This window comes from Streptomyces sp. IBSBF 2435, assembly GCF_036815005.1.
GTDB lineage: Bacteria > Actinomycetota > Actinomycetes > Streptomycetales > Streptomycetaceae > Actinacidiphila.
In genome coordinates this window covers 1-20,358 of record NZ_JAJSYW010000045.1, presented here as the reverse complement: position 1 = coordinate 20,358, position 20,358 = coordinate 1, and the positions used below count along the sequence as shown (strand labels likewise).

Below are 20,358 nucleotides of genomic sequence, written 5' to 3'. Positions count from 1 at the left end.
CCGCGATCACCGGGAAGACCATCCCGAACCTGAGCGCGGAGGACCAGGCGCAGCTCCGGGAGAGCCTCACCAAGAGCGGGGTCACCACCGAGACGATCGACCTGTGGGTGTCGCAGGACAACCTGCCGGTGGAGTCCGTCGTCACCGCCGCCACGAAGGCCGGTGTGATGAAGACGGCCACCTACTACTCCGACTTCGGCACCCCGGTCACGGTGAAGAGGCCGCCCGCGTACGACACCGCCGACTTCGCCGACCTCATGAAGCAGCAGCAGGCCGGCTGATTGGCAGCACCGCGTCGGGCGCCAGCACCGGCAGCCGGACCGGCCGAACCCACGAGCGGCCGCGGCCCGCGAGGGCGATTTGCCCCGCGGGGCCGCGGTCCCGTACGCTTCCCGAGAAGCCAAAGACCGCTGGTCGTCGTCGTGCCCCGAAAAGGGTGTGGTGACCGAAGGATCCGCTGGATGCGGACGGCCTGCGCAGGTGATTCGTGGATGAACTCCGAAGGAGACTTCGTAGAGTCACGCCCCGTGCGCCTGCGCCGGGGCGTTCGTTTTTGCCACGTCACCTCCTTCAATTCCGTGCGGTCCGCAATCACCCCGGAAGGAGGCCGAGACTCATGGCGAGGCCCGACAAGGCTGCCGCGGTTGCCGAGTTGACGGATCAGTTCCGCTCCTCGAACGCCGCCGTGCTGACCGAGTACCGCGGTCTCACCGTGGCGCAGCTCAAGACGCTGCGCCGTTCTCTCGGTGAGAACGCCACGTACGCCGTGGTGAAGAACACGCTGACCAAGATCGCGGCCAACGAGGCCGGGATCAACCAGCTCGACGACCTGTTCGCGGGTCCGTCTGCTGTCGCCTTCGTCACCGGTGACCCGGTCGAGGCGGCGAAGGGTCTGCGCGACTTCGCCAAGGACAACCCCGCTCTCGTCATCAAGGGCGGTGTCCTTGACGGCAAGGCGCTGTCCGCCGACGAGATCAAGAAGCTCGCGGACCTCGAGTCCCGCGAGGTGCTGCTCGCCAAGCTGGCGGGTGCCATCAAGGGCAAGCAGTCCCAGGCTGCCGCGCTCTTCCAGGCGCTCCCCGCGAAGTTCGCCCGCACCGCGGAAGCGCTTCGTGTCAAGAAGGCAGAGGCCGAGCCGGCCGACGCCGAGCAGGGCGTTGCCGAGTAATTCGGCTCGCACGATGACCGGCGCCGCAAGGCACCGGTCGCGGGCCTGTGCCGCAGGGCACCGGCCGACGCGGGCCGACAGTACGCCCGCCGACTTGTACATCCGGCACCTGCCGATTTAGTGGAAGGACCGCCATCATGGCGACCAAGCTCAGCCAGGAAGACCTCCTCGAGCAGTTCGAGAACCTCACCCTCATCGAGCTCGCCGAGTTCCTGAAGGCGTTCGAGGAGAAGTTCGACGTCACCGCCGCCGCCCCGGTGGCCGTGGCCGCCGCCGGTGGCGCGGGTGCCGCGCCGGCCGAGGCCGCTGAGGAGCAGGACGAGTTCGACGTCATCCTCACCGCCGCCGGTGACAAGAAGATCCAGGTCATCAAGGTCGTGCGTGAGCTGACCTCGCTGGGCCTGAAGGAGGCCAAGGACCTCGTGGACGGCGCTCCGAAGGCCGTTCTGGAGAAGGTCGCCAAGGAGGCCGCGGAGAAGGGCGCCGAGTCGCTCAAGGCCGCCGGTGCCTCGGTCGAGGTCAAGTAACACCGTGTGACCCGTGGAGCGACTGCTCCACACGCCGCAGGGCGGCCACCCGAAAGGGTGGCCGCCCTCGGTCGTTCACGCGCCCGCGGCGGGCCGTGGTGGCGTTGTCACAGCCGCCGGGTAGGGTGATCCCTTCCTGCTGGCAGCGGGTCCCTGACGGGTCCTCGAACAGGTCTGCGGGGCCGGGGCCTTGACGTATGGCACGCGGCGCGCAATTCTCAGGACGCGCCGAGACTTCGCTCCAGGTCCGATGCATGGATCGGCGGCGATGCGGGAATGCATGGCTATGCAGCAGGACGGCAGGGTTGACGGATGCGGTTCCAGATTCCGAGGCTGGGACCCGCGAGACAGGCAGAGGGGGCGACGATTCGGTACTCCGAATCTCAGCTCTGGACATCAGTGTGCCAAGTGGCTACACTGACCCTTTGCGCTGCCTGTTAGCTGCTGCCTGGCCCGTCACCAGGAGCATGCCCACGTCTGAGCACTGCTGAAGAGGCCCGTCATCAGGGTTTTCTTCGGGTCCTCAGGGGCGGACCGGTACGCGCGTAGTGAGTCCGAGCCCTCGGAAGGACCCCCTCTTGGCCGCCTCGCGCAACGCCTCGACCACCAATTCGAACAACGGCGCCAGCACCGCCCCGCTGCGCATCTCCTTCGCGAAGATCCGTGAACCGCTCGAAGTTCCGAACCTCCTCGCGCTCCAGACCGAGAGCTTTGACTGGCTGCTCGGCAATGCCGCGTGGAAGGCTCGGGTCGAGGCGGCCCTGGACAGTGGGCAGGATGTCCCCAGGAAGTCCGGTCTGGAGGAGATCTTCGAGGAGATCTCCCCGATCGAGGACTTCTCCGGGTCGATGTCGCTCACTTTCCGTGACCACCGGTTCGAGCCCCCGAAGAACTCGCTGGACGAGTGCAAGGAGCGCGACTTCACGTACGGCGCCCCGCTCTTCGTCACCGCCGAGTTCACCAACAACGAGACCGGCGAGATCAAGTCCCAGACGGTCTTCATGGGCGACTTCCCGCTGATGACCAACAAGGGCACCTTCTGCATCAACGGCACCGAGCGTGTCGTCGTCTCGCAGCTGGTCCGCTCGCCGGGCGTCTACTTCGACTCCTCGATCGACAAGACGTCCGACAAGGACATCTTCTCCGCCAAGGTCATCCCCTCCCGGGGCGCCTGGCTGGAGATGGAGATCGACAAGCGCGACATGGTCGGTGTCCGCATCGACCGCAAGCGCAAGCAGTCGGTCACCGTGCTGCTCAAGGCGCTCGGCTGGAGCACCGAGCAGATCCTCGAGGAGTTCGGCGAGTACGAGTCGATGCGCGCCACCCTGGAGAAGGACCACACCCAGGGCCAGGACGACGCGCTGCTCGACATCTACCGCAAGCTGCGCCCGGGCGAGCCGCCGACCAAGGAGGCCGCCCAGACCCTGCTGGAGAACCTCTACTTCAACCCCAAGCGCTACGACCTGGCGAAGGTCGGCCGCTACAAGGTGAACAAGAAGCTCGGCGCGGACGAGCCGCTGGACGCCGGTGTGCTCACCACCGACGACATCCTGGCCACCATCAAGTACCTGGTGAAGCTGCACGCCGGTGAGACCGAGACGGTCGGCGAGTCGGGCCGCTCGATCATGGTCGAGACCGACGACATCGACCACTTCGGCAACCGCCGTATCCGCAACGTGGGCGAGCTGATCCAGAACCAGGTCCGTACGGGTCTGGCCCGTATGGAGCGCGTCGTGCGCGAGCGCATGACCACCCAGGACGTCGAGGCGATCACGCCGCAGACCCTGATCAACATCCGGCCGGTCGTCGCCTCCATCAAGGAGTTCTTCGGCACCAGCCAGCTGTCCCAGTTCATGGACCAGACGAACCCGCTGTCGGGCCTGACGCACAAGCGCCGGCTCAACGCGCTCGGCCCCGGTGGCCTGTCCCGCGAGCGGGCCGGCTTCGAGGTCCGTGACGTGCACCCCTCGCACTACGGCCGCATGTGTCCGATCGAGACGCCGGAAGGCCCGAACATCGGTCTGATCGGCTCGCTGGCCTCCTACGGCCGGGTCAACGCGTTCGGCTTCATCGAGACCCCGTACCGCAAGGTGGTCGAGGGTGTCGTCACCGACGACGTGGACTACCTGACCGCCGACGAGGAGGACCGCTTCGTCATCGCGCAGGCCAACGCGCCGCTGACCGAGGACATGCGGTACGCCGAGTCCCGCGTGCTGGTCCGCCGCCGCGGCGGCGAGATCGACTACATCCCCGGTGACGACGTCGACTACATGGACGTCTCGCCGCGCCAGATGGTGTCGGTCGCGACCGCGATGATCCCGTTCCTCGAGCACGACGACGCCAACCGTGCCCTCATGGGCGCGAACATGATGCGCCAGGCCGTACCGCTGATCAAGGCCGAGGCGCCGCTGGTCGGCACCGGCATGGAGTACCGCTGCGCGGTCGACGCCGGCGACGTGATCAAGGCCGAGAAGGACGGTGTGGTCCAGGAGGTCTCCGCCGACTACGTCACGGTGACCAACGACGACGGCACGTACACCACCTACCGGGTGGCCAAGTTCTCCCGCTCCAACCAGGGCACCTCCTTCAACCAGAAGGTCGTGGTGAACGAGGGCGACCGGGTCATCGCCACCCAGGTGCTGGTCGACGGTCCCTCCACGCAGGAGGGCGAGATGGCCCTCGGCAAGAACCTGCTGGTCGCGTTCATGCCGTGGGAAGGCCACAACTACGAGGACGCGATCATCCTGTCGCAGCGCCTCGTACAGGACGACGTCCTGTCCTCGATCCACATCGAGGAGCACGAGGTCGACGCCCGTGACACCAAGCTCGGCCCGGAGGAGATCACCCGGGACATCCCGAACGTCTCCGAGGAGGTCCTCGCGGACCTCGACGAGCGCGGCATCATCCGGATCGGCGCCGACGTGGTCGCCGGCGACATCCTGGTCGGCAAGGTCACCCCGAAGGGCGAGACCGAGCTGACCCCCGAGGAGCGCCTGCTGCGGGCGATCTTCGGCGAGAAGGCCCGTGAGGTCCGCGACACCTCGCTCAAGGTCCCGCACGGCGAGGTCGGCAAGATCATCGGCGTCCGGGTCTTCGACCGCGAGGAGGGCGACGAGCTGCCGCCCGGTGTGAACCAGCTGGTGCGCGTGTACGTGGCGCAGAAGCGCAAGATCACCGACGGCGACAAGCTGGCCGGACGCCACGGCAACAAGGGCGTCATCTCCAAGATCCTGCCGGTCGAGGACATGCCGTTCCTGGAGGACGGCAGCCCGGTCGACATCATCCTCAACCCGCTCGGCGTCCCGTCCCGGATGAACCCGGGACAGGTGCTGGAGATCCACCTGGGCTGGCTGGCGAAGCAGGGCTGGGACGTCTCCGGTGTCGCCGACGAGTGGGCCCGCCGCCTGGAGGCGATCGACGCGCACCACGTCGAGCCCGGCACCAACGTGGCGACGCCGGTCTTCGACGGCGCCCGCGAGGACGAGATCCGCGGACTGTTCGAGTCCACGGTCCCGAACCGCGACGGCGACCGCATGGTCCTGCCGTCCGGCAAGGCCCGGCTCTTCGACGGCCGCTCCGGCGAGCCGTTCCCCGAGCCGGTCTCGATCGGCTACATGTACATCCTCAAGCTGCACCACCTGGTGGACGACAAGCTGCACGCCCGGTCCACCGGACCGTACTCGATGATCACCCAGCAGCCGCTGGGTGGTAAGGCGCAGTTCGGCGGGCAGCGATTCGGCGAGATGGAGGTGTGGGCGCTGGAGGCGTACGGCGCCGCGTACGCACTCCAGGAACTGCTGACCATCAAGTCCGACGACGTTCTCGGCCGTGTGAAGGTCTACGAGGCCATCGTCAAGGGCGAGAACATCCCCGAGCCCGGCATTCCCGAGTCCTTCAAGGTGCTCATCAAGGAAATGCAGTCGCTCTGCCTCAACGTGGAGGTGCTGTCCTCGGACGGTATGTCCATCGAGATGCGCGACACCGACGAGGACGTGTTCCGCGCCGCGGAAGAGCTCGGAATCGACCTGTCCCGGCGCGAGCCGAGCAGCGTCGAAGAGGTCTGACGGGTTGCCGCCCGGACCCCCGTTGGAAGGGGAGCCCGGGCGGCCCCCACGACCCGTTCAGACCATTTGAGAATCAACCCTGAGAGGGATTGACGACACAGTGCTCGACGTCAACTTCTTCGACGAGCTGCGGATCGGCCTTGCCACCGCGGACGACATCCGGACCTGGTCGCACGGCGAAGTGAAGAAGCCGGAGACCATCAACTACCGCACCCTCAAGCCGGAAAAGGACGGGCTCTTCTGCGAGAAGATCTTCGGTCCGACCCGGGACTGGGAGTGCTACTGCGGCAAGTACAAGCGGGTTCGCTTCAAGGGCATCATCTGCGAGCGCTGCGGCGTCGAGGTCACTCGCGCCAAGGTGCGCCGTGAGCGGATGGGCCACATCGAGCTTGCCGCTCCCGTCACCCACATCTGGTACTTCAAGGGCGTCCCCTCACGCCTCGGTTATCTGCTCGACCTCGCCCCGAAGGACCTGGAGAAGGTCATCTACTTCGCGGCGTACATGATCACCTGGGTGGACGACGAGCGCCGCACCCGCGACCTGCCCTCCCTGGAGGCCCAGGTCTCGGTGGAGCGCCAGCAGGTCGAGCAGCGCCGCGACTCCGACGTCGAGGGCCGGCAGAAGAAGCTGGAAGCCGACCTCGGCGAGCTGGAGAACGAGGGCGCCAAGGCCGACGTCCGCCGCAAGGTCCGCGAGGGCGCCGAGCGCGAGATGAAGCAGCTGCGCGACCGTGCCCAGCGCGAGATCGACCGGCTCGACGAGGTGTGGGCCCGGTTCAAGAACCTCAAGGTCCAGGACCTGGAGGGCGACGAGCTGCTCTACCGCGAGCTGCGCGACCGCTTCGGCACGTACTTCCAGGGCTCGATGGGTGCCGCGGCGCTGCAGAAGCGCCTGGAGTCCTTCGACCTGGAGCAGGAGGCCGAGCGCCTCCGCGAGATCATCCGCACCGGCAAGGGCCAGAAGAAGACCCGGGCGCTCAAGCGCCTCAAGGTCGTCTCGGCGTTCCTGCAGACCACCAACAAGCCCAACGGCATGGTGCTGGACTGCGTCCCGGTGATCCCGCCGGACCTGCGTCCGATGGTGCAGCTGGACGGTGGCCGCTTCGCGACCTCCGACCTGAACGACCTCTACCGCCGGGTGATCAACCGCAACAACCGGCTGAAGCGGCTTCTCGACCTCGGCGCGCCCGAGATCATCGTGAACAACGAGAAGCGCATGCTCCAGGAGGCCGTGGACGCGCTCTTCGACAACGGCCGCCGCGGCCGGCCGGTCACCGGACCGGGCAACCGCCCGCTGAAGTCGCTGTCCGACATGCTCAAGGGCAAGCAGGGCCGCTTCCGGCAGAACCTGCTCGGCAAGCGCGTCGACTACTCCGCCCGTTCGGTGATCGTCGTCGGCCCGCAGCTCAAGCTGCACCAGTGCGGCCTGCCCAAGGCCATGGCCCTGGAACTCTTCAAGCCGTTCGTGATGAAGCGCCTGGTGGACCTCAACCACGCGCAGAACATCAAGTCGGCCAAGCGCATGGTCGAGCGCGGCCGTACGGTCGTCTACGACGTGCTGGAAGAGGTCATCGCCGAGCACCCGGTGCTGCTGAACCGGGCGCCGACCCTGCACCGCCTGGGCATCCAGGCCTTCGAGCCGCAGCTGGTCGAGGGCAAGGCCATCCAGATCCACCCGCTGGTCTGCACCGCCTTCAACGCGGACTTCGACGGCGACCAGATGGCCGTGCACCTTCCGCTGTCCGCGGAGGCGCAGGCCGAGGCCCGCATCCTGATGCTGTCCTCGAACAACATCCTCAAGCCGGCCGACGGCCGCCCGGTCACCATGCCGACCCAGGACATGGTGCTCGGCCTGTTCTTCCTGACCACGGACTCCGAGGAGCGCGCGGTCACCGGAGAGGGCCGGGCGTTCGGCGCCACCGCCGAGGCGATCATGGCGTTCGACAACCGTGAGCTGTCGATGCAGGCGCAGGTCGACATCCGCTTCCCGGTGGGCACCGTCCCGCCGCGCGGCTGGCTGCCGCCGGAGCCGGGCGAGGGCGAACAGCCCTACCAGCTCGGCGACAGCTTCCGGCTGCGGACGACCCTGGGCCGCGCGCTCTTCAACGAGCTGCTGCCCGAGGACTACCCGTTCGTGGACTACGCGGTCGGCAAGAAGCAGCTCTCCGAGATCGTCAACGACCTCGCCGAGCGCTACCCCAAGGTGATCGTGGCGGCGACGCTCGACAACCTGAAGGCGGCCGGCTTCCACTGGGCGACCCGTTCCGGCGTCACCGTGTCGGTCACCGACATCGTCGTGCCGGAGGCGAAGAAGGCCATCATCGCGTCCTACGAGGCACAGGACGAGAAGGTCCAGAAGCAGTACGAGCGCGGCCTGATCACCAAGCAGGAGCGCTCGGACGAGCTGATCAACATTTGGACCAAGGCGACCAACGAGGTCGCCGCGGCGATGAACGCCAACTTCCCGAAGACCAACCCGATCTTCATGATGGTCGACTCGGGCGCCCGCGGAAACATGATGCAGATGCGTCAGATCGCGGGTATGCGCGGTCTGGTCTCGAACGCCAAGAACGAGACCATCCCGCGGCCGATCAAGGCGTCCTTCCGTGAGGGCCTGTCCGTGCTGGAGTACTTCATCTCCACCCACGGTGCCCGTAAGGGTCTGGCCGACACCGCGCTGCGTACCGCCGACTCGGGTTACCTGACCCGTCGTCTGGTGGACGTCTCGCAGGACGTGATCATCCGCGAGGAGGACTGCGGCACCGAGCGCGGGCTCAAGCTGCGGATCGCCGAGCGGGGCACGGACGGCGAGCTGCGCAAGACGGACGACGTCGAGACCAGCGTGTACGCGCGGATGCTCGCCGAGGACGTCGTGGTGGACGGCAAGGTCATCGCGCCGGCCAACGTCGACCTGGGCGATGTGCTGATCGACCAGCTCGTGCGGCACGGGGTCGAAGAGGTCAAGACCCGCTCGATCCTCACCTGCGAGTCCTCGGTCGGTACGTGCGCCTTCTGCTACGGGCGCTCGCTGGCCACCGGCAAGCTGGTGGACATCGGCGAGGCGGTCGGCATCATCGCCGCCCAGTCGATCGGTGAGCCCGGCACCCAGCTGACGATGCGTACCTTCCACACCGGTGGTGTGGCCGGTGACGACATCACGCAGGGTCTGCCGCGTGTGGTCGAGCTGTTCGAGGCCCGTGTCCCGAAGGGTGTCGCCCCGATCTCCGAGGCGGCCGGCCGGGTGCGGATCGAGGAGACCGAGAAGACCAAGAAGCTCGTCGTCACCCCCGACGACGGCTCCGAGGAGCTGGCCTACCCGATCTCCAAGCGCGTCAAGCTGCAGGTGGGCGAGGGCGACCACGTCGAGGTCGGCCAGAAGCTCACCTACGGTGCGACCAACCCGCACGACGTGCTGCGGATCCTGGGCCAGCGCCAGGTGCAGATCCACCTGGTCGCCGAGGTGCAGAAGGTCTACAACTCGCAGGGTGTGTCGATCCACGACAAGCACATCGAGATCATCATCCGGCAGATGCTGCGCCGTGTGACGATCATCGAGTCCGGCGACGCCGAGCTGCTGCCCGGCGAGCTGGTCGAGCGGGGCCGGTTCGAGACCGAGAACCGGCGGGTCGTCTCCGAGGGCGGTCACCCGGCCTCGGGTCGTCCGCAGCTGATGGGTATCACCAAGGCGTCGCTGGCCACCGAGTCGTGGCTGTCGGCGGCGTCCTTCCAGGAGACCACCCGGGTGCTGACCGACGCGGCGATCCACGCCAAGTCGGACTCGCTGCTGGGCCTGAAGGAGAACGTCATCATCGGCAAGCTCATCCCGGCCGGTACGGGCCTGTCCCGCTACCGCAACATCCGGGTGGAGCCGACCGAGGAGGCCAAGGCCGCGATGTACTCGGCCGTCGGCTACGACGACATCGACTACAGCCCGTTCGGCACCGGCTCCGGCCAGGCCGTCCCGCTGGAGGACTACGACTACGGCCCGTACAACGGCTGATACGTACGTCCCAAGCTCGTCACAGAGCGGTCGTTCCTTCGTGGAGCGGCCGCTCTGCGGCATCATGGAGACATGCTGGCCGGGGATGCGGATCGGGAGAGTGCGGTGAACGTCCTCAAGGACGCGTTCACCGAGGGGCGGCTCACGCAGCCGGAGTACGAGGACCGGGTCGGGCGGGCGTACCAGTCGCGTACGTACGCCGAGCTGGACATGGTCACGGCGGACATTCCACGGCGTGCGGTGCCGCCGGCCTTCCTGCCGAACGCGCCGTACTTCCCGCCGGCGCCGCCGTACCTGCCGCTGGCGGCGCCGCTGCCGCCGACGAACGGCCATGCGATCGCGTCGCTGGTGTGCGGGATATGCGGTGCGCTGACCGGCGGCCTGTCGTCGATCCCGGCGGTGGTGCTCGGCCACATGGCCAAGAGCAGGATCCGGCAGACCGGTCAGCAGGGCGACGGGCTGGCGACGGCCGGGCTGGTGCTGGGCTATCTGGCCATCGCGGGGTACGCGGCGATGTTCGTGCTGATCATCATGTTCGCCTCCGCGGGGACGTGATCCGGCCAGGCCGCTGAGCTGCGAGGATCCGGTCCGTAAGCAGGTGTTTTGACCGCAGCCGATGCGGTAGGTAGGCTCTGACCTTGTGCCTGGGGTGTGCCCGGGTCCTTGCGCGTGCCATGCGACCGCGTGAGGGCACCGAGGCCGCGACACCCGGAGATACGCACTTCCCCTCTGCTGTCGGGGATGTGCGGGGTCCGCGACACACCCGACCGCGTGGGTCGGTCCCCAGGTTAGTTTTATCGAGATCGGCACACAGAAACCGGAGAAACGGTGCCTACGATCCAGCAGCTGGTCCGAAAGGGCCGGCAGGACAAGGTCGAGAAGAACAAGACGCCCGCGCTCAAGGGTTCGCCCCAGCGTCGTGGCGTTTGCACGCGTGTGTACACGACCACCCCGAAGAAGCCGAACTCGGCCCTGCGCAAGGTCGCCCGCGTGCGTCTTACCAGTGGTATCGAGGTCACCGCTTACATCCCGGGCGAGGGCCACAACCTGCAGGAGCACTCCATCGTGCTCGTGCGTGGCGGTCGTGTGAAGGACCTCCCGGGTGTTCGCTACAAGATCATCCGTGGTTCCCTCGACACGCAGGGCGTCAAGAACCGTAAGCAGGCGCGCAGCCGCTACGGCGCCAAGAAGGAGAAGTAAGAATGCCTCGTAAGGGCCCCGCCCCGAAGCGCCCGGTCATCATCGACCCGGTTTACGGCTCCCCGCTGGTGACGTCTCTCGTCAACAAGATCCTCCTGCACGGAAAGCGCTCCACTGCCGAGCGCATCGTGTACGGCGCTCTCGAAGGCGTGCGCGAGAAGGCCGGCGCCGACCCGGTCATCACGCTCAAGCGCGCTCTTGAGAACATCAAGCCGACCCTTGAGGTCAAGTCCCGCCGCGTCGGCGGCGCGACCTACCAGGTGCCGGTCGAGGTCCGTCCGGGCCGCCAGAACACGCTGGCGCTGCGCTGGATGGTCGGGTACTCCCGCGCCCGTCGCGAGAAGACCATGACCGAGCGGCTGATGAACGAGATCCTCGACGCCAGCAATGGCCTCGGTGCTTCGGTGAAGCGCCGCGAGGACACGCACAAGATGGCCGAGTCCAACAAGGCCTTCGCGCACTACCGCTGGTAGTCACCACCCCCATCGAAACCGAGAGAAGACTGAGCCACATGGCCACCACTTCGCTTGACCTGGCCAGGGTCCGCAACATCGGGATCATGGCCCACATCGACGCGGGCAAGACGACGACCACCGAGCGGATCCTGTTCTACACCGGTGTCTCCTACAAGATCGGTGAAGTCCACGACGGCGCAGCCACGATGGACTGGATGGAGCAGGAGCAGGAGCGCGGTATCACCATCACGTCCGCCGCGACGACCTGTCACTGGCCGCTCGATGATGTCGACCACACCATCAACATCATCGACACCCCGGGCCACGTGGACTTCACCGTCGAGGTGGAGCGTTCGCTCCGCGTCCTCGACGGCGCTGTCACCGTGTTCGACGGTGTCGCCGGTGTGGAGCCGCAGTCCGAGACGGTCTGGCGGCAGGCCGACCGGTACGGCGTGCCCCGTATCTGCTTCGTCAACAAGCTGGACCGCACCGGCGCGGAGTTCCACCGCTGCGTCGACATGATCGTGGACCGCCTCGGTGCGGTTCCGCTGGTCATGCAGCTCCCGATCGGGGCCGAGGCCGACTTCAAGGGTGTCGTCGACCTCGTCCAGATGAAGGCGCTGGTCTGGTCCCTCGAAGCGACCAAGGGCGAGATGTACGACGTTGTCGACATCCCGGCCACGCACACCGAGGCGGCCGACGAGTGGCGCGGCAAGCTGCTCGAAGCTGTCGCGGAGAACGACGACGAGATGATGGAGCTGTACCTGGAGGGCCAGGAGCCCAGCCAGGAGCAGCTGATCGCGGCCATCCGCCGGATCACCCTGGCGTCCAAGGGCAGCAAGGACTCCGTCACCGTCACCCCCGTGTTCTGCGGCACCGCGTTCAAGAACAAGGGCGTCCAGCCCCTGCTCGACGCGGTCGTGCGCTACCTCCCGTCGCCGCTGGACGTCGAGGCCATCGAGGGCCACGCCGTCGGCAACGCCGAGGAGATCATCAAGCGCCGCCCGTCGGACGACGAGCCGTTCTCCGGCCTGGCGTTCAAGATCATGAGCGACCCGCACCTGGGCAAGCTCACCTTCGTCCGGGTCTACTCGGGCCGCCTCGAAGCCGGTTCAGCGGTGCTGAACTCGGTGAAGGGCAAGAAGGAGCGCATCGGCAAGATCTACCGCATGCACGCGAACAAGCGTGAGGAGATCGACTCGGTGGGCGCCGGCGACATCATCGCCGTCATGGGCCTGAAGCAGACCACCACCGGTGAGACGCTGTGCGACGACAAGTCCCCGGTGATCCTGGAGTCCATGGACTTCCCGGCGCCGGTGATCCAGGTCGCCATCGAGCCCAAGTCCAAGGGCGACCAGGAGAAGCTGGGTGTCGCCATCCAGCGTCTCTCGGAGGAGGACCCCTCCTTCCAGGTCCACTCGGACGAGGAGACCGGCCAGACCATCATCGGCGGAATGGGCGAGCTGCACCTCGAGGTGCTGGTCGACCGGATGCGCCGGGAGTTCCGGGTCGAGGCCAACGTCGGCAAGCCGCAGGTCGCGTACCGCGAGACCATCCGCAAGACGGTCGAGCGCATCGACTACACCCACAAGAAGCAGACCGGTGGTACCGGTCAGTTCGCCAAGGTGCAGATCATGATGGAGCCGCTGGAAGGCGGCGACGCGACCTACGAGTTCGTCAACAAGGTCACCGGTGGCCGTATCCCCCGCGAGTACATCCCGTCGGTGGACGCGGGCGCACAGGAAGCCATGAAGTTCGGCATCCTGGCCGGCTACGAGATGGTGGGTGTCCGCATCACCCTTCTCGACGGCGGCTACCACGAGGTCGACTCCTCCGAACTGGCATTCAAGATCGCCGGTTCGCAGGCGTTCAAGGAGGGTGCCCGCAAGGCGAGCCCCGTACTCCTCGAACCGATGATGGCCGTCGAGGTCACCACGCCCGAGGACTACATGGGCGACGTCATCGGCGACCTCAACTCCCGCCGTGGCCAGATCCAGGCCATGGAGGAGCGCAGCGGCGCTCGTGTCGTCAAGGGCCTCGTTCCGCTGTCGGAGATGTTCGGCTACGTCGGTGACCTGCGGTCCAAGACCTCGGGCCGGGCCAGCTACTCCATGCAGTTCGACTCCTACGCCGAGGTTCCGCGGAACGTCGCTGAGGAGATCATCGCGAAGGCCAAGGGCGAATAACCCGCCCTAGGATTGAAACCAGCAAAGATCACCTGGCGCCGATGAAGCAAGGCGTACAGATCCACCCCCAGGAGGAACCCAGTGGCGAAGGCGAAGTTCGAGCGGACTAAGCCGCACGTCAACATCGGCACCATCGGTCACATCGACCACGGTAAGACGACCCTTACCGCGGCGATCACCAAGGTGCTGCATGACGCGTACCCGGACCTGAACGAGGCCTCGGCCTTCGACCAGATCGACAAGGCTCCTGAGGAGCGCCAGCGCGGTATCACCATCTCCATCGCGCACGTCGAGTACCAGACCGAGTCGCGTCACTACGCCCACGTCGACTGCCCCGGTCACGCGGACTACATCAAGAACATGATCACCGGTGCCGCCCAGATGGACGGCGCGATCCTGGTGGTCGCCGCGACCGACGGCCCGATGCCGCAGACCAAGGAGCACGTGCTCCTGGCCCGCCAGGTCGGTGTCCCGTACATCGTCGTCGCCCTGAACAAGGCCGACATGGTGGACGACGAGGAGATCCTGGAGCTCGTCGAGCTCGAGGTCCGCGAGCTGCTCTCCGAGTACGAGTTCCCGGGTGACGACCTTCCGGTCGTGCGGGTCTCGGCGCTCAAGGCGCTTGAGGGCGACAAGGAGTGGGGCGAGAAGCTGCTCGGCCTCATGCAGGCCGTCGACGAGGCGATCCCGACCCCCGCGCGTGACGTCGAGAAGCCGTTCCTGATGCCGATCGAGGACGTCTTCACGATCACCGGTCGTGGCACCGTCGTCACCGGCCGTATCGAGCGCGGTATCCTCAAGGTCAACGAGACCGTCGACATCATCGGCATCAAGACCGAGAAGACCACCACCACGGTCACCGGTATCGAGATGTTCCGCAAGCTGCTCGACGAGGGCCAGGCCGGTGAGAACGTCGGTCTGCTGCTTCGTGGCATCAAGCGCGAGGATGTCGAGCGCGGCCAGGTCATCATCAAGCCGGGTTCGGTCACGCCGCACACCGACTTCGAGGCCCAGGCCTACATCCTGTCGAAGGACGAGGGTGGTCGTCACACCCCCTTCTTCAACAACTACCGTCCGCAGTTCTACTTCCGGACCACCGACGTGACCGGCGTCGTGACCCTCCCCGAGGGCACCGAAATGGTCATGCCGGGCGACAACACCGCCATGACGGTCGCGCTGATCCAGCCGATCGCCATGGAGGAGGGCCTGAAGTTCGCCATCCGCGAGGGTGGCCGGACGGTCGGCGCCGGCCAGGTCACGAAGATCAACAAGTGACGCTGCGCTGAGCTTGACGCGGAAGGTCCCGCACTGCCCCCGGGCGGTGCGGGACCTTCCGTTTCCATGCCGCGACGTCGCCCGCCCTGCGGCTGCGCAGAAGCCGGCCCAGCGGGCTCATCGCGCCCCTCGACCAGGTCGGGAACCGTCATCCGTGGTCACTTCCTCGGTCGTCCGGACCCGTCAGGCCTTCTGGCCCAGCCGCTCCAGCAGCGGGGCCGCCGCCGACGTCGCGGCGGCGGGACGTGGCAGGACGTACCGGGACGGCCGGCCGCGCGAGGGGCGAGGGGCTCACGCCAGGGTGAGGAGCACCTCGGGGATCTCGGTCGCGCGGGCCTCGGCGAAGACCTTGTCGTGGGCGGTGATCTCGAAGCCGCACTTCCGCAGGACGCGGATCGAGCCAACGTTGTCGGCCACCGCGTGGGCGTACAGCGGGCGGGTGGCGACGAGGCCGATCAGCGAGGTGAGGGCCGCCGTGGCGATGCCGCGGCCCCAGTGCGCCCTGGCTATCCAGTACGTGACCTCGCGTTCGTCCGGCGGGCCGTACATCGCGACATGGCCGACCACCTCGTCGTCGGCGAGCACCGTACGCATCAGGATGTCGGGGTCGGCCATGATCCGGGCCCAGTGGGTGTCGAACCGGCTCCGGTCGTAGTGGTAGCCCCTGGTGACGGCGGCCATGTGCTGCGCCGCCGGGTCCGACAGGTGGTCCCAGAAGACCGGCAGGTCGGTGTCACGGACTTCACGCAGGGAGATCATCTCGGCGGTGGCTCCTGTGGGTTGGCCCGGTAGGCCGGGCATACCGGGCGGGTCGGGGGAGGGGCGGCGGGCCGCCCGGTCAGTGGCGGACCAGGCGGTCGGACATACGGGTGGTCAGCAGGAGCAGCAGCGCCGTCAGCAGGCTCGCAGCCACCGCCGCCTGGGTCACGGACGAGTCCGTGGCGGTGCGCAGGACCGGACCGAGGGCGATCGTCAGGGCGGTGATCGCGAGCAGCGGGCCGGCCGCGTACCAGGCGACGTAGATCAGAGGACCCGGGCCGCCGAGCGGGGAGCCGCCGCCCAGGAAGAGGAGCTGGGTACGGGCCGGGCCGCGGCTGGCGGAGACGAGCGCCGCGCCGGTGAAGGGCAGCGCGCACAGGGGGAGGAGGACGAGGGTCCAGACGTGGCCCGCGACCGCGTACGGTACGGCTGCGAGCAGGCCGAGCAGCGCGCCGGACAGCGCGGGCACGATGCCGTGGTGCAGCATCAGCGTACGGAACCGGTACGGCGACCAGGCGGCCCGCCGTACGTCGTCCGTCTCCAGCCGGGCGGGTTCGGCCAGCGCGCCGACGGCGAGGTAGCCGAAGAGCAGGCCCAGGACGAGCCCGACCCAGCGCCGCTCACCGCCGAGGTCCGCGCCCAGACCCGCGACGGCGGCGCCGGACGCCGTCCACAGCGCCGCCTTGCCGAGCCGGCCGGGCGTACGCAGCAGCGTCAGCAGGTCGCGCCAGGCGACGACCAGGTGCTGCCCGTAACGGCCGCGCGGCGCCCGCAGCCGTACCGTACGGACCGGCGTGCCGCCGCCCGCGTCCATGATCGCCAGCTTGGCGGCCCGCAGTTCGAGCGACCAGGCCACGGACGAGACGGTCGTGGCCGTCGCCGCGCGCTCGCGCAGCCGGGCGGTGGGGACGAGGGCCGCGTCGCGGTGCGCCGCGAGCACGGACGCGGCGGTGGCCGCCACGAGGAGGGCGACGGCGGCGGGCCACGCGGACGCGCTCCCGCCGATCACCCGCACCACCGGCTGGCCGGCCCAGCCCCACGGGCCGCTCCACAGCTCGGCCTGCTCGACGCCGGGGGAGCGGTGGCCGTTGACGGCCAGGACCGTCTGGGCGACGAGTGCGGCCAGCAGCAGTACGGCGGGGGCGGTCCAGCGCCGTACGGCGCGGGCGAGCGCGGGCCGCCGCTCCACCGCCATGCCGAGCGCGACGGCCAGCAGCGGCAGGCACAGGGCCGCGGGGAGCGCGGCGAGCAGGGCCTTGCCGAGCGGGGCGAGCCCCGTCACCCGCAGGACGGCGGCGCCGCCGACCCAGGCCAGCACCCCGGGGACCAGCGCGAGCCCGGCCGACAACCGGAACCATGGCCGCAGCACTCTCGCCCGCCGCACCGGCTGCGCCAGCAGCCACCCCACGGCCGGCCCCGGCACGACCACGGGCCCGCGCCACAGTGCGTCCCGCGCGGCCAGTACGGCGACGCCGACGGTGAGCAGCGCGAAGAGCGCGGGCATCGCGACCCGCAGGTCGCGGGCGGCGTCGGCGTAACCGGAACCGTTCTCCAGGCCGCGCAGGAAGCTGACGGCGAAGCTGCTGCCGTAGCCGGCGACGGCGATCAGGACGGTGTAGACGAGGAGGGCCAGCTCCCGGCCTTTCGCCCGCCGGTGCGCGCGGCGCTTGCGGCGCAGCCAGGCGAGGGTCTCGTCGGTACGGTCGTCGTCCTCCTCGGACCAGGGGGCGTCGTCTTCGTCGTCCGGGCCGGCCGGGGCGCCGTGGTCGGGGCCGCCGTCGTGGGCGGCCGGGGCGCCGGGGTCGGACGCCGGGTCCGTGCGGGCGGGGTCGCCCGGAGCGGACGGGCCTGCCCCGCCCGCGTGGTCGACGTCCTCCCGGGCGCCGCCCGGCTCGGCGTCGGACGTGCCGTCACCGCCGGACGTGCCGTCACCGCCGGACGTGCCCGCAGGGACCGTACGGCCGGAGTCGTACGGGGCGGACGTGCCTGCCCCGCCCGTGAGGTCGGCGTCTTCCGGGGCGGCGCCCGGGCCGGGCGCGCCGGTGCCCGGCAGCGGGGCGCGGGGGGTGTGCGGTGCGGGCCGCCGGCCGTCCGTCATCCGCGTACACCCAGCTCGCGCAGCACCGCCGCGGGCGACCCGTCCGCGATGACCTGGCCATCGTCCAGCGCGATCATCCGGTCGGCGACCGCCTCCGCCAGGTCGGGCTGGTGGGTGGCCAGCAGGACCGCGACGCCGTCCGTCTTCTCCGCGACGAGCAGGTCGGCGAGGCGGCGCCTGGCGGCCGGGTCGAGGCGCTGCTCGGGCTCGTCGAGGATGAGCAGGTCCCGGGGGCGTACGAGGGCCGCCGCCAGCAGCAGCGACTGGAGCTGGCCGGAGGAGAGCGAACCCGGCAGGGCGCGCGCGTGGTCGGACAGCCGGCGGTCGGCGAGCACCTGGTCGATCCAGGCGTCGGCGTCGTCAACGGCGTGCGCGACGGTGACCAGCTCCAGGTGCTCGCGGACGGTCAGGTCCGGGTAGCAGGCGACGGTGTCGCCGACGACCGCGACCCTGGCCCGCACCTCCGGGTCGTCCTCGCTGACCGGGCGCCCGGCGAAGAGCGCGTCGCCGCTGGTGGGGGCGTCCCGGCCGCCGGCTATCCGGAGCAGCGTGGACTTGCCCGAGCCGTTCTGCCCGTAGAGGGCGACGCACTGGCCGGCTTCGAGGTCCAGGTCGAGCGGGTGCAGGGCGCGGCGCTGGCCGTACGTACGGCTCACCTTCCGCAGCCGCAGCAGCGCGGTGCCGTTGGTCGTCGCGCGCATCGCGCCTCCGTACGTTCCGGGGTGTGCAGGGGTGTGTTCGGCCGACCCTAGTGCGGTGCGCGTCTTGACGTGCGGGTGGTGCCGTCGGTACGTCTATGGGAGCGCTCCCATTGGGTGCTCCCCCCACCCGGAAGGACCCGGCCATGTCCCGCGAAACACCCCTCGCCCGTCCCGCACCGCGGGCGTCGAGACTACTGCTCGCCCTGCTGCTTCTGGCGTTCGGCGCCGTCGTGGCCCTAGGCGGCGCGCGATCCGCGTCGGCGGCGCCGAATTCGGCCCCCGCCGCGGCTGCTGCCCCGGCCGCGACCGCCCCCGTACGCATCATGCCGCTCGGCGACTCGATCACCGGCTCGCCCGGCTGCTGGCGGGCCCTGCTCTGGAACCAGCTCCAGAGCGCGGGCTATACGAACATCGACTTCGTGGGCACCCTCCCGCCGCAGGGCTGCGGGGTCGCGTACGACGGCGACAACGAGGGCCACGGCGGCATCCTTGCCACCAACATCGCCAGCCAGAACCAGCTGCCCGCGTGGCTGTCGGCGACGTCGCCCGACATCGTGCTGATGCATCTCGGCACGAACGACGTCTGGAGCAACATCGCCCCGGCCCAGATCCTGGCCGCCTTCACGAAGATGGTCGGCCAGATGCGGACGAGCAACCCGGCCATGAAGGTGCTGGTCGCCCAGATCCTGCCGATGAACCCGCCGACCTGCGCGGAGTGCGCGCAGCGCGTGATCGACTTCAACCAGCAGATCCCGGCCTGGGCGCAGTCCGTGAGCACGGCCCAGTCCCCGGTCACCGTGGTCGACCAGTGGACGGGCTTCAACGACGCGACGGACACGGGTGACGGGGTGCACCCGAATGACGCGGGCATCGCGAAGATGGCCGCCCGCTGGTACCCGCCCCTGGCAGCCCTCCTGACCCCGGGCTCGGGCGGTACGTCGTCGGGCACGTCCACCGGTACGTCGTCGGGCACCTCGGCGGGTACGTCCACCGGCACGTCTACCGGCACGTCCGCCGGAGGCACGGGCGGAACCGGCGGCACCCCGGCCTGCACCGCGGCCGTGACCATCACCAATTCCTGGCAGGGCGGCTACCAGGCGTCGGTCACCGTCACGGCGGCGGCAACGGCGCTGACGAGCTGGACGGCCACCATCAGCGGCACCGTCGTCACCCAGGCCTGGAACGGCACCGCGGTGACCAACCCCAACGGCACCGCCACCGTCCACAGCGCGGCCTGGAACGGCGCACTGGCACCCGGAGCGTCCACCGCCTTCGGCTTCCTCGCCTCCAGCGCCCCGACCCCGCCCCCGACCGTCACCTGCGCCACGCCCTGACGCTCGACCGCGGCGCCCCCGGGCTTCCGGGGGCGGCGCGGCGTACCAGCGCGAGGACCGGTAGGACGGCCGCTGCTCACGCCTGCCAGTCGCGGGCCTGCTTCCAGGCGATACCGGCCGCCCACAGACCCAGCGCGGCGGACAGGGCCAGGACCACGGCAAGAGTCGACACCGTCCCAGCTGATCAGCTGCCGCATACGGCGGTCCAGCACACGGTCGACGCGAACCGCGGTATCCGGACACGGCAGACGGAGACGCTCCAGAGCGGGACAGCCGCCCTGCACGGTGATCGGGCCGGCATTCCGATCGGGGGGCGCGGTCAGGACGATCGGCGCGTCTCCCGCCGGCAGGCGCTGGGAGACGCCGGAGCAGGCGGCCGTACGCGAGCTGCGCGAGGAGACCGGCTGGACGGACCTCGCCCTCGGTCCCGTGCTCTGCCTGTGGGAGCACGACTTCACCCGGGCCGGCGTCCCGGTACGCCAGCACGAGCACATCTTCCTGGCGTATGGGCCGCGGGGGGGGGGGGGGGGGGGGGGGGGGGGGGGCGGCCCGGCCCCCCCCCCCCCGCCCCCCCCCCCCCGGCGCGCCGCC

15 protein-coding genes are annotated in these 20,358 nt (G+C 69.1%); 12 read left to right on the top strand and 3 right to left on the bottom strand.

What is annotated here, in order from left to right:
- Positions 1-107 precede the first annotated feature (107 nt).
- The 10 genes from V7E46_RS11780 to tuf all read left to right on the top strand — a co-directional run bounded on the left by V7E46_RS11780 (position 108) and on the right by tuf (position 14,875).
- Entirely contained in the window at positions 108-281 is a 174-nt protein-coding gene (locus V7E46_RS11780; RefSeq protein WP_333768375.1) for a hypothetical protein, read from the top strand.
- A gap of 335 nt (positions 282-616) precedes the next feature.
- Positions 617-1,168 carry a 50S ribosomal protein L10 gene (gene rplJ, locus V7E46_RS11775; protein WP_329175620.1) on the top strand — a complete coding sequence of 184 codons (552 nt, stop codon included), beginning with the start codon at positions 617-619 and terminating at the stop codon, positions 1,166-1,168.
- Positions 1,169-1,305: 137 nt separating this feature from the next.
- Complete coding sequence (gene rplL / locus V7E46_RS11770) at positions 1,306-1,695, top strand: 50S ribosomal protein L7/L12 (protein WP_333768374.1); 390 nt, start codon at positions 1,306-1,308, stop codon at positions 1,693-1,695.
- 578 nt (positions 1,696-2,273) lie between these two features.
- Positions 2,274-5,759, top strand: coding sequence for a DNA-directed RNA polymerase subunit beta (gene rpoB / locus V7E46_RS11765; RefSeq protein WP_329175616.1), 3,486 nt, complete (start codon positions 2,274-2,276; stop codon positions 5,757-5,759).
- Between the two features lie 100 nt (positions 5,760-5,859).
- Positions 5,860-9,759, top strand: coding sequence for a DNA-directed RNA polymerase subunit beta' (locus V7E46_RS11760; RefSeq protein ID WP_329175613.1), 3,900 nt, complete (start codon positions 5,860-5,862; stop codon positions 9,757-9,759).
- A 72-nt stretch (positions 9,760-9,831) separates the two neighbouring features.
- The gene (locus V7E46_RS11755; protein ID WP_329175611.1) at positions 9,832-10,314 is read left to right on the top strand and encodes a DUF1707 and DUF4190 domain-containing protein; all 483 of its coding nucleotides are present in this window, start codon (positions 9,832-9,834) and stop codon (positions 10,312-10,314) included.
- 273 nt (positions 10,315-10,587) lie between these two features.
- Positions 10,588-10,959 (top strand): 30S ribosomal protein S12, encoded by a 372-nt coding sequence (gene rpsL, locus V7E46_RS11750; protein ID WP_014144289.1) that lies wholly within the window; start codon positions 10,588-10,590, stop codon positions 10,957-10,959.
- A 2-nt stretch (positions 10,960-10,961) separates the two neighbouring features.
- On the top strand, positions 10,962-11,432 hold the full coding sequence (gene rpsG, locus V7E46_RS11745; protein WP_073492360.1) for a 30S ribosomal protein S7: 471 nt from the start codon (positions 10,962-10,964) through the stop codon (positions 11,430-11,432).
- Between the two features lie 38 nt (positions 11,433-11,470).
- Complete coding sequence (fusA, locus tag V7E46_RS11740) at positions 11,471-13,600, top strand: elongation factor G (RefSeq protein ID WP_329175609.1); 2,130 nt, start codon at positions 11,471-11,473, stop codon at positions 13,598-13,600.
- An 81-nt stretch (positions 13,601-13,681) separates the two neighbouring features.
- A complete protein-coding gene (gene tuf / locus V7E46_RS11735) occupies positions 13,682-14,875 on the top strand; it encodes an elongation factor Tu (RefSeq protein WP_329175607.1) in 1,194 nt (397 codons plus the stop codon).
- Positions 14,876-15,166: 291 nt separating this feature from the next.
- On the opposite strand, the gene V7E46_RS11730 is transcribed toward tuf, so the two are convergent.
- The 3 genes from V7E46_RS11730 to V7E46_RS11720 form a co-directional block, all read right to left on the bottom strand.
- Positions 15,167-15,634, bottom strand: a complete 468-nt coding sequence (locus tag V7E46_RS11730) for a GNAT family N-acetyltransferase (RefSeq protein WP_333768373.1) — start codon at positions 15,632-15,634, stop codon at positions 15,167-15,169.
- Between the two features lie 79 nt (positions 15,635-15,713).
- The gene (locus V7E46_RS11725; RefSeq protein ID WP_333768372.1) at positions 15,714-17,732 is read right to left on the bottom strand and encodes a hypothetical protein; all 2,019 of its coding nucleotides are present in this window, start codon (positions 17,730-17,732) and stop codon (positions 15,714-15,716) included.
- Entirely contained in the window at positions 17,729-18,433 is a 705-nt protein-coding gene (locus V7E46_RS11720) for an ABC transporter ATP-binding protein (RefSeq protein WP_333768371.1), read from the bottom strand. Before V7E46_RS11720 ends, V7E46_RS11725 begins: the two co-directional genes overlap by 4 nt.
- Before the next feature lie 143 nt (positions 18,434-18,576).
- On the opposite strand from V7E46_RS11720, the gene V7E46_RS11715 reads away from it, so the two are divergent.
- Together V7E46_RS11715 and V7E46_RS11710 are read left to right on the top strand one after the other, a co-directional pair.
- A complete protein-coding gene (locus V7E46_RS11715; protein ID WP_333768370.1) occupies positions 18,577-19,767 on the top strand; it encodes a GDSL-type esterase/lipase family protein in 1,191 nt (396 codons plus the stop codon).
- 285 nt (positions 19,768-20,052) lie between these two features.
- On the top strand, positions 20,053-20,358 hold a 306-nt coding region (locus tag V7E46_RS11710; protein WP_333768369.1), incomplete at its 3' end, for an NUDIX domain-containing protein.

Excerpts from the sequence above, each read along its gene's own strand:
- rplJ (WP_329175620.1), top strand. The coding sequence starts at position 617 with ATGGCGAGGCCCGACAAGGCTGCCGCGGTTGCCGAGTTGACGGATCAG.
- V7E46_RS11715 (WP_333768370.1), top strand. The coding sequence starts at position 18,577 with ATGTCCCGCGAAACACCCCTCGCCCGTCCCGCACCGCGGGCGTCGAGA.
- V7E46_RS11720 (WP_333768371.1), bottom strand. The coding sequence starts at position 18,433 with ATGCGCGCGACGACCAACGGCACCGCGCTGCTGCGGCTGCGGAAGGTG.
- rpsG (WP_073492360.1), top strand. The coding sequence starts at position 10,962 with ATGCCTCGTAAGGGCCCCGCCCCGAAGCGCCCGGTCATCATCGACCCG.
- fusA (WP_329175609.1), top strand. The coding sequence starts at position 11,471 with ATGGCCACCACTTCGCTTGACCTGGCCAGGGTCCGCAACATCGGGATC.
- V7E46_RS11755 (WP_329175611.1), top strand. The coding sequence starts at position 9,832 with ATGCTGGCCGGGGATGCGGATCGGGAGAGTGCGGTGAACGTCCTCAAG.
- V7E46_RS11730 (WP_333768373.1), bottom strand. The coding sequence starts at position 15,634 with ATGATCTCCCTGCGTGAAGTCCGTGACACCGACCTGCCGGTCTTCTGG.
- rplL (WP_333768374.1), top strand. The coding sequence starts at position 1,306 with ATGGCGACCAAGCTCAGCCAGGAAGACCTCCTCGAGCAGTTCGAGAAC.
- V7E46_RS11725 (WP_333768372.1), bottom strand. The coding sequence starts at position 17,732 with ATGACGGACGGCCGGCGGCCCGCACCGCACACCCCCCGCGCCCCGCTG.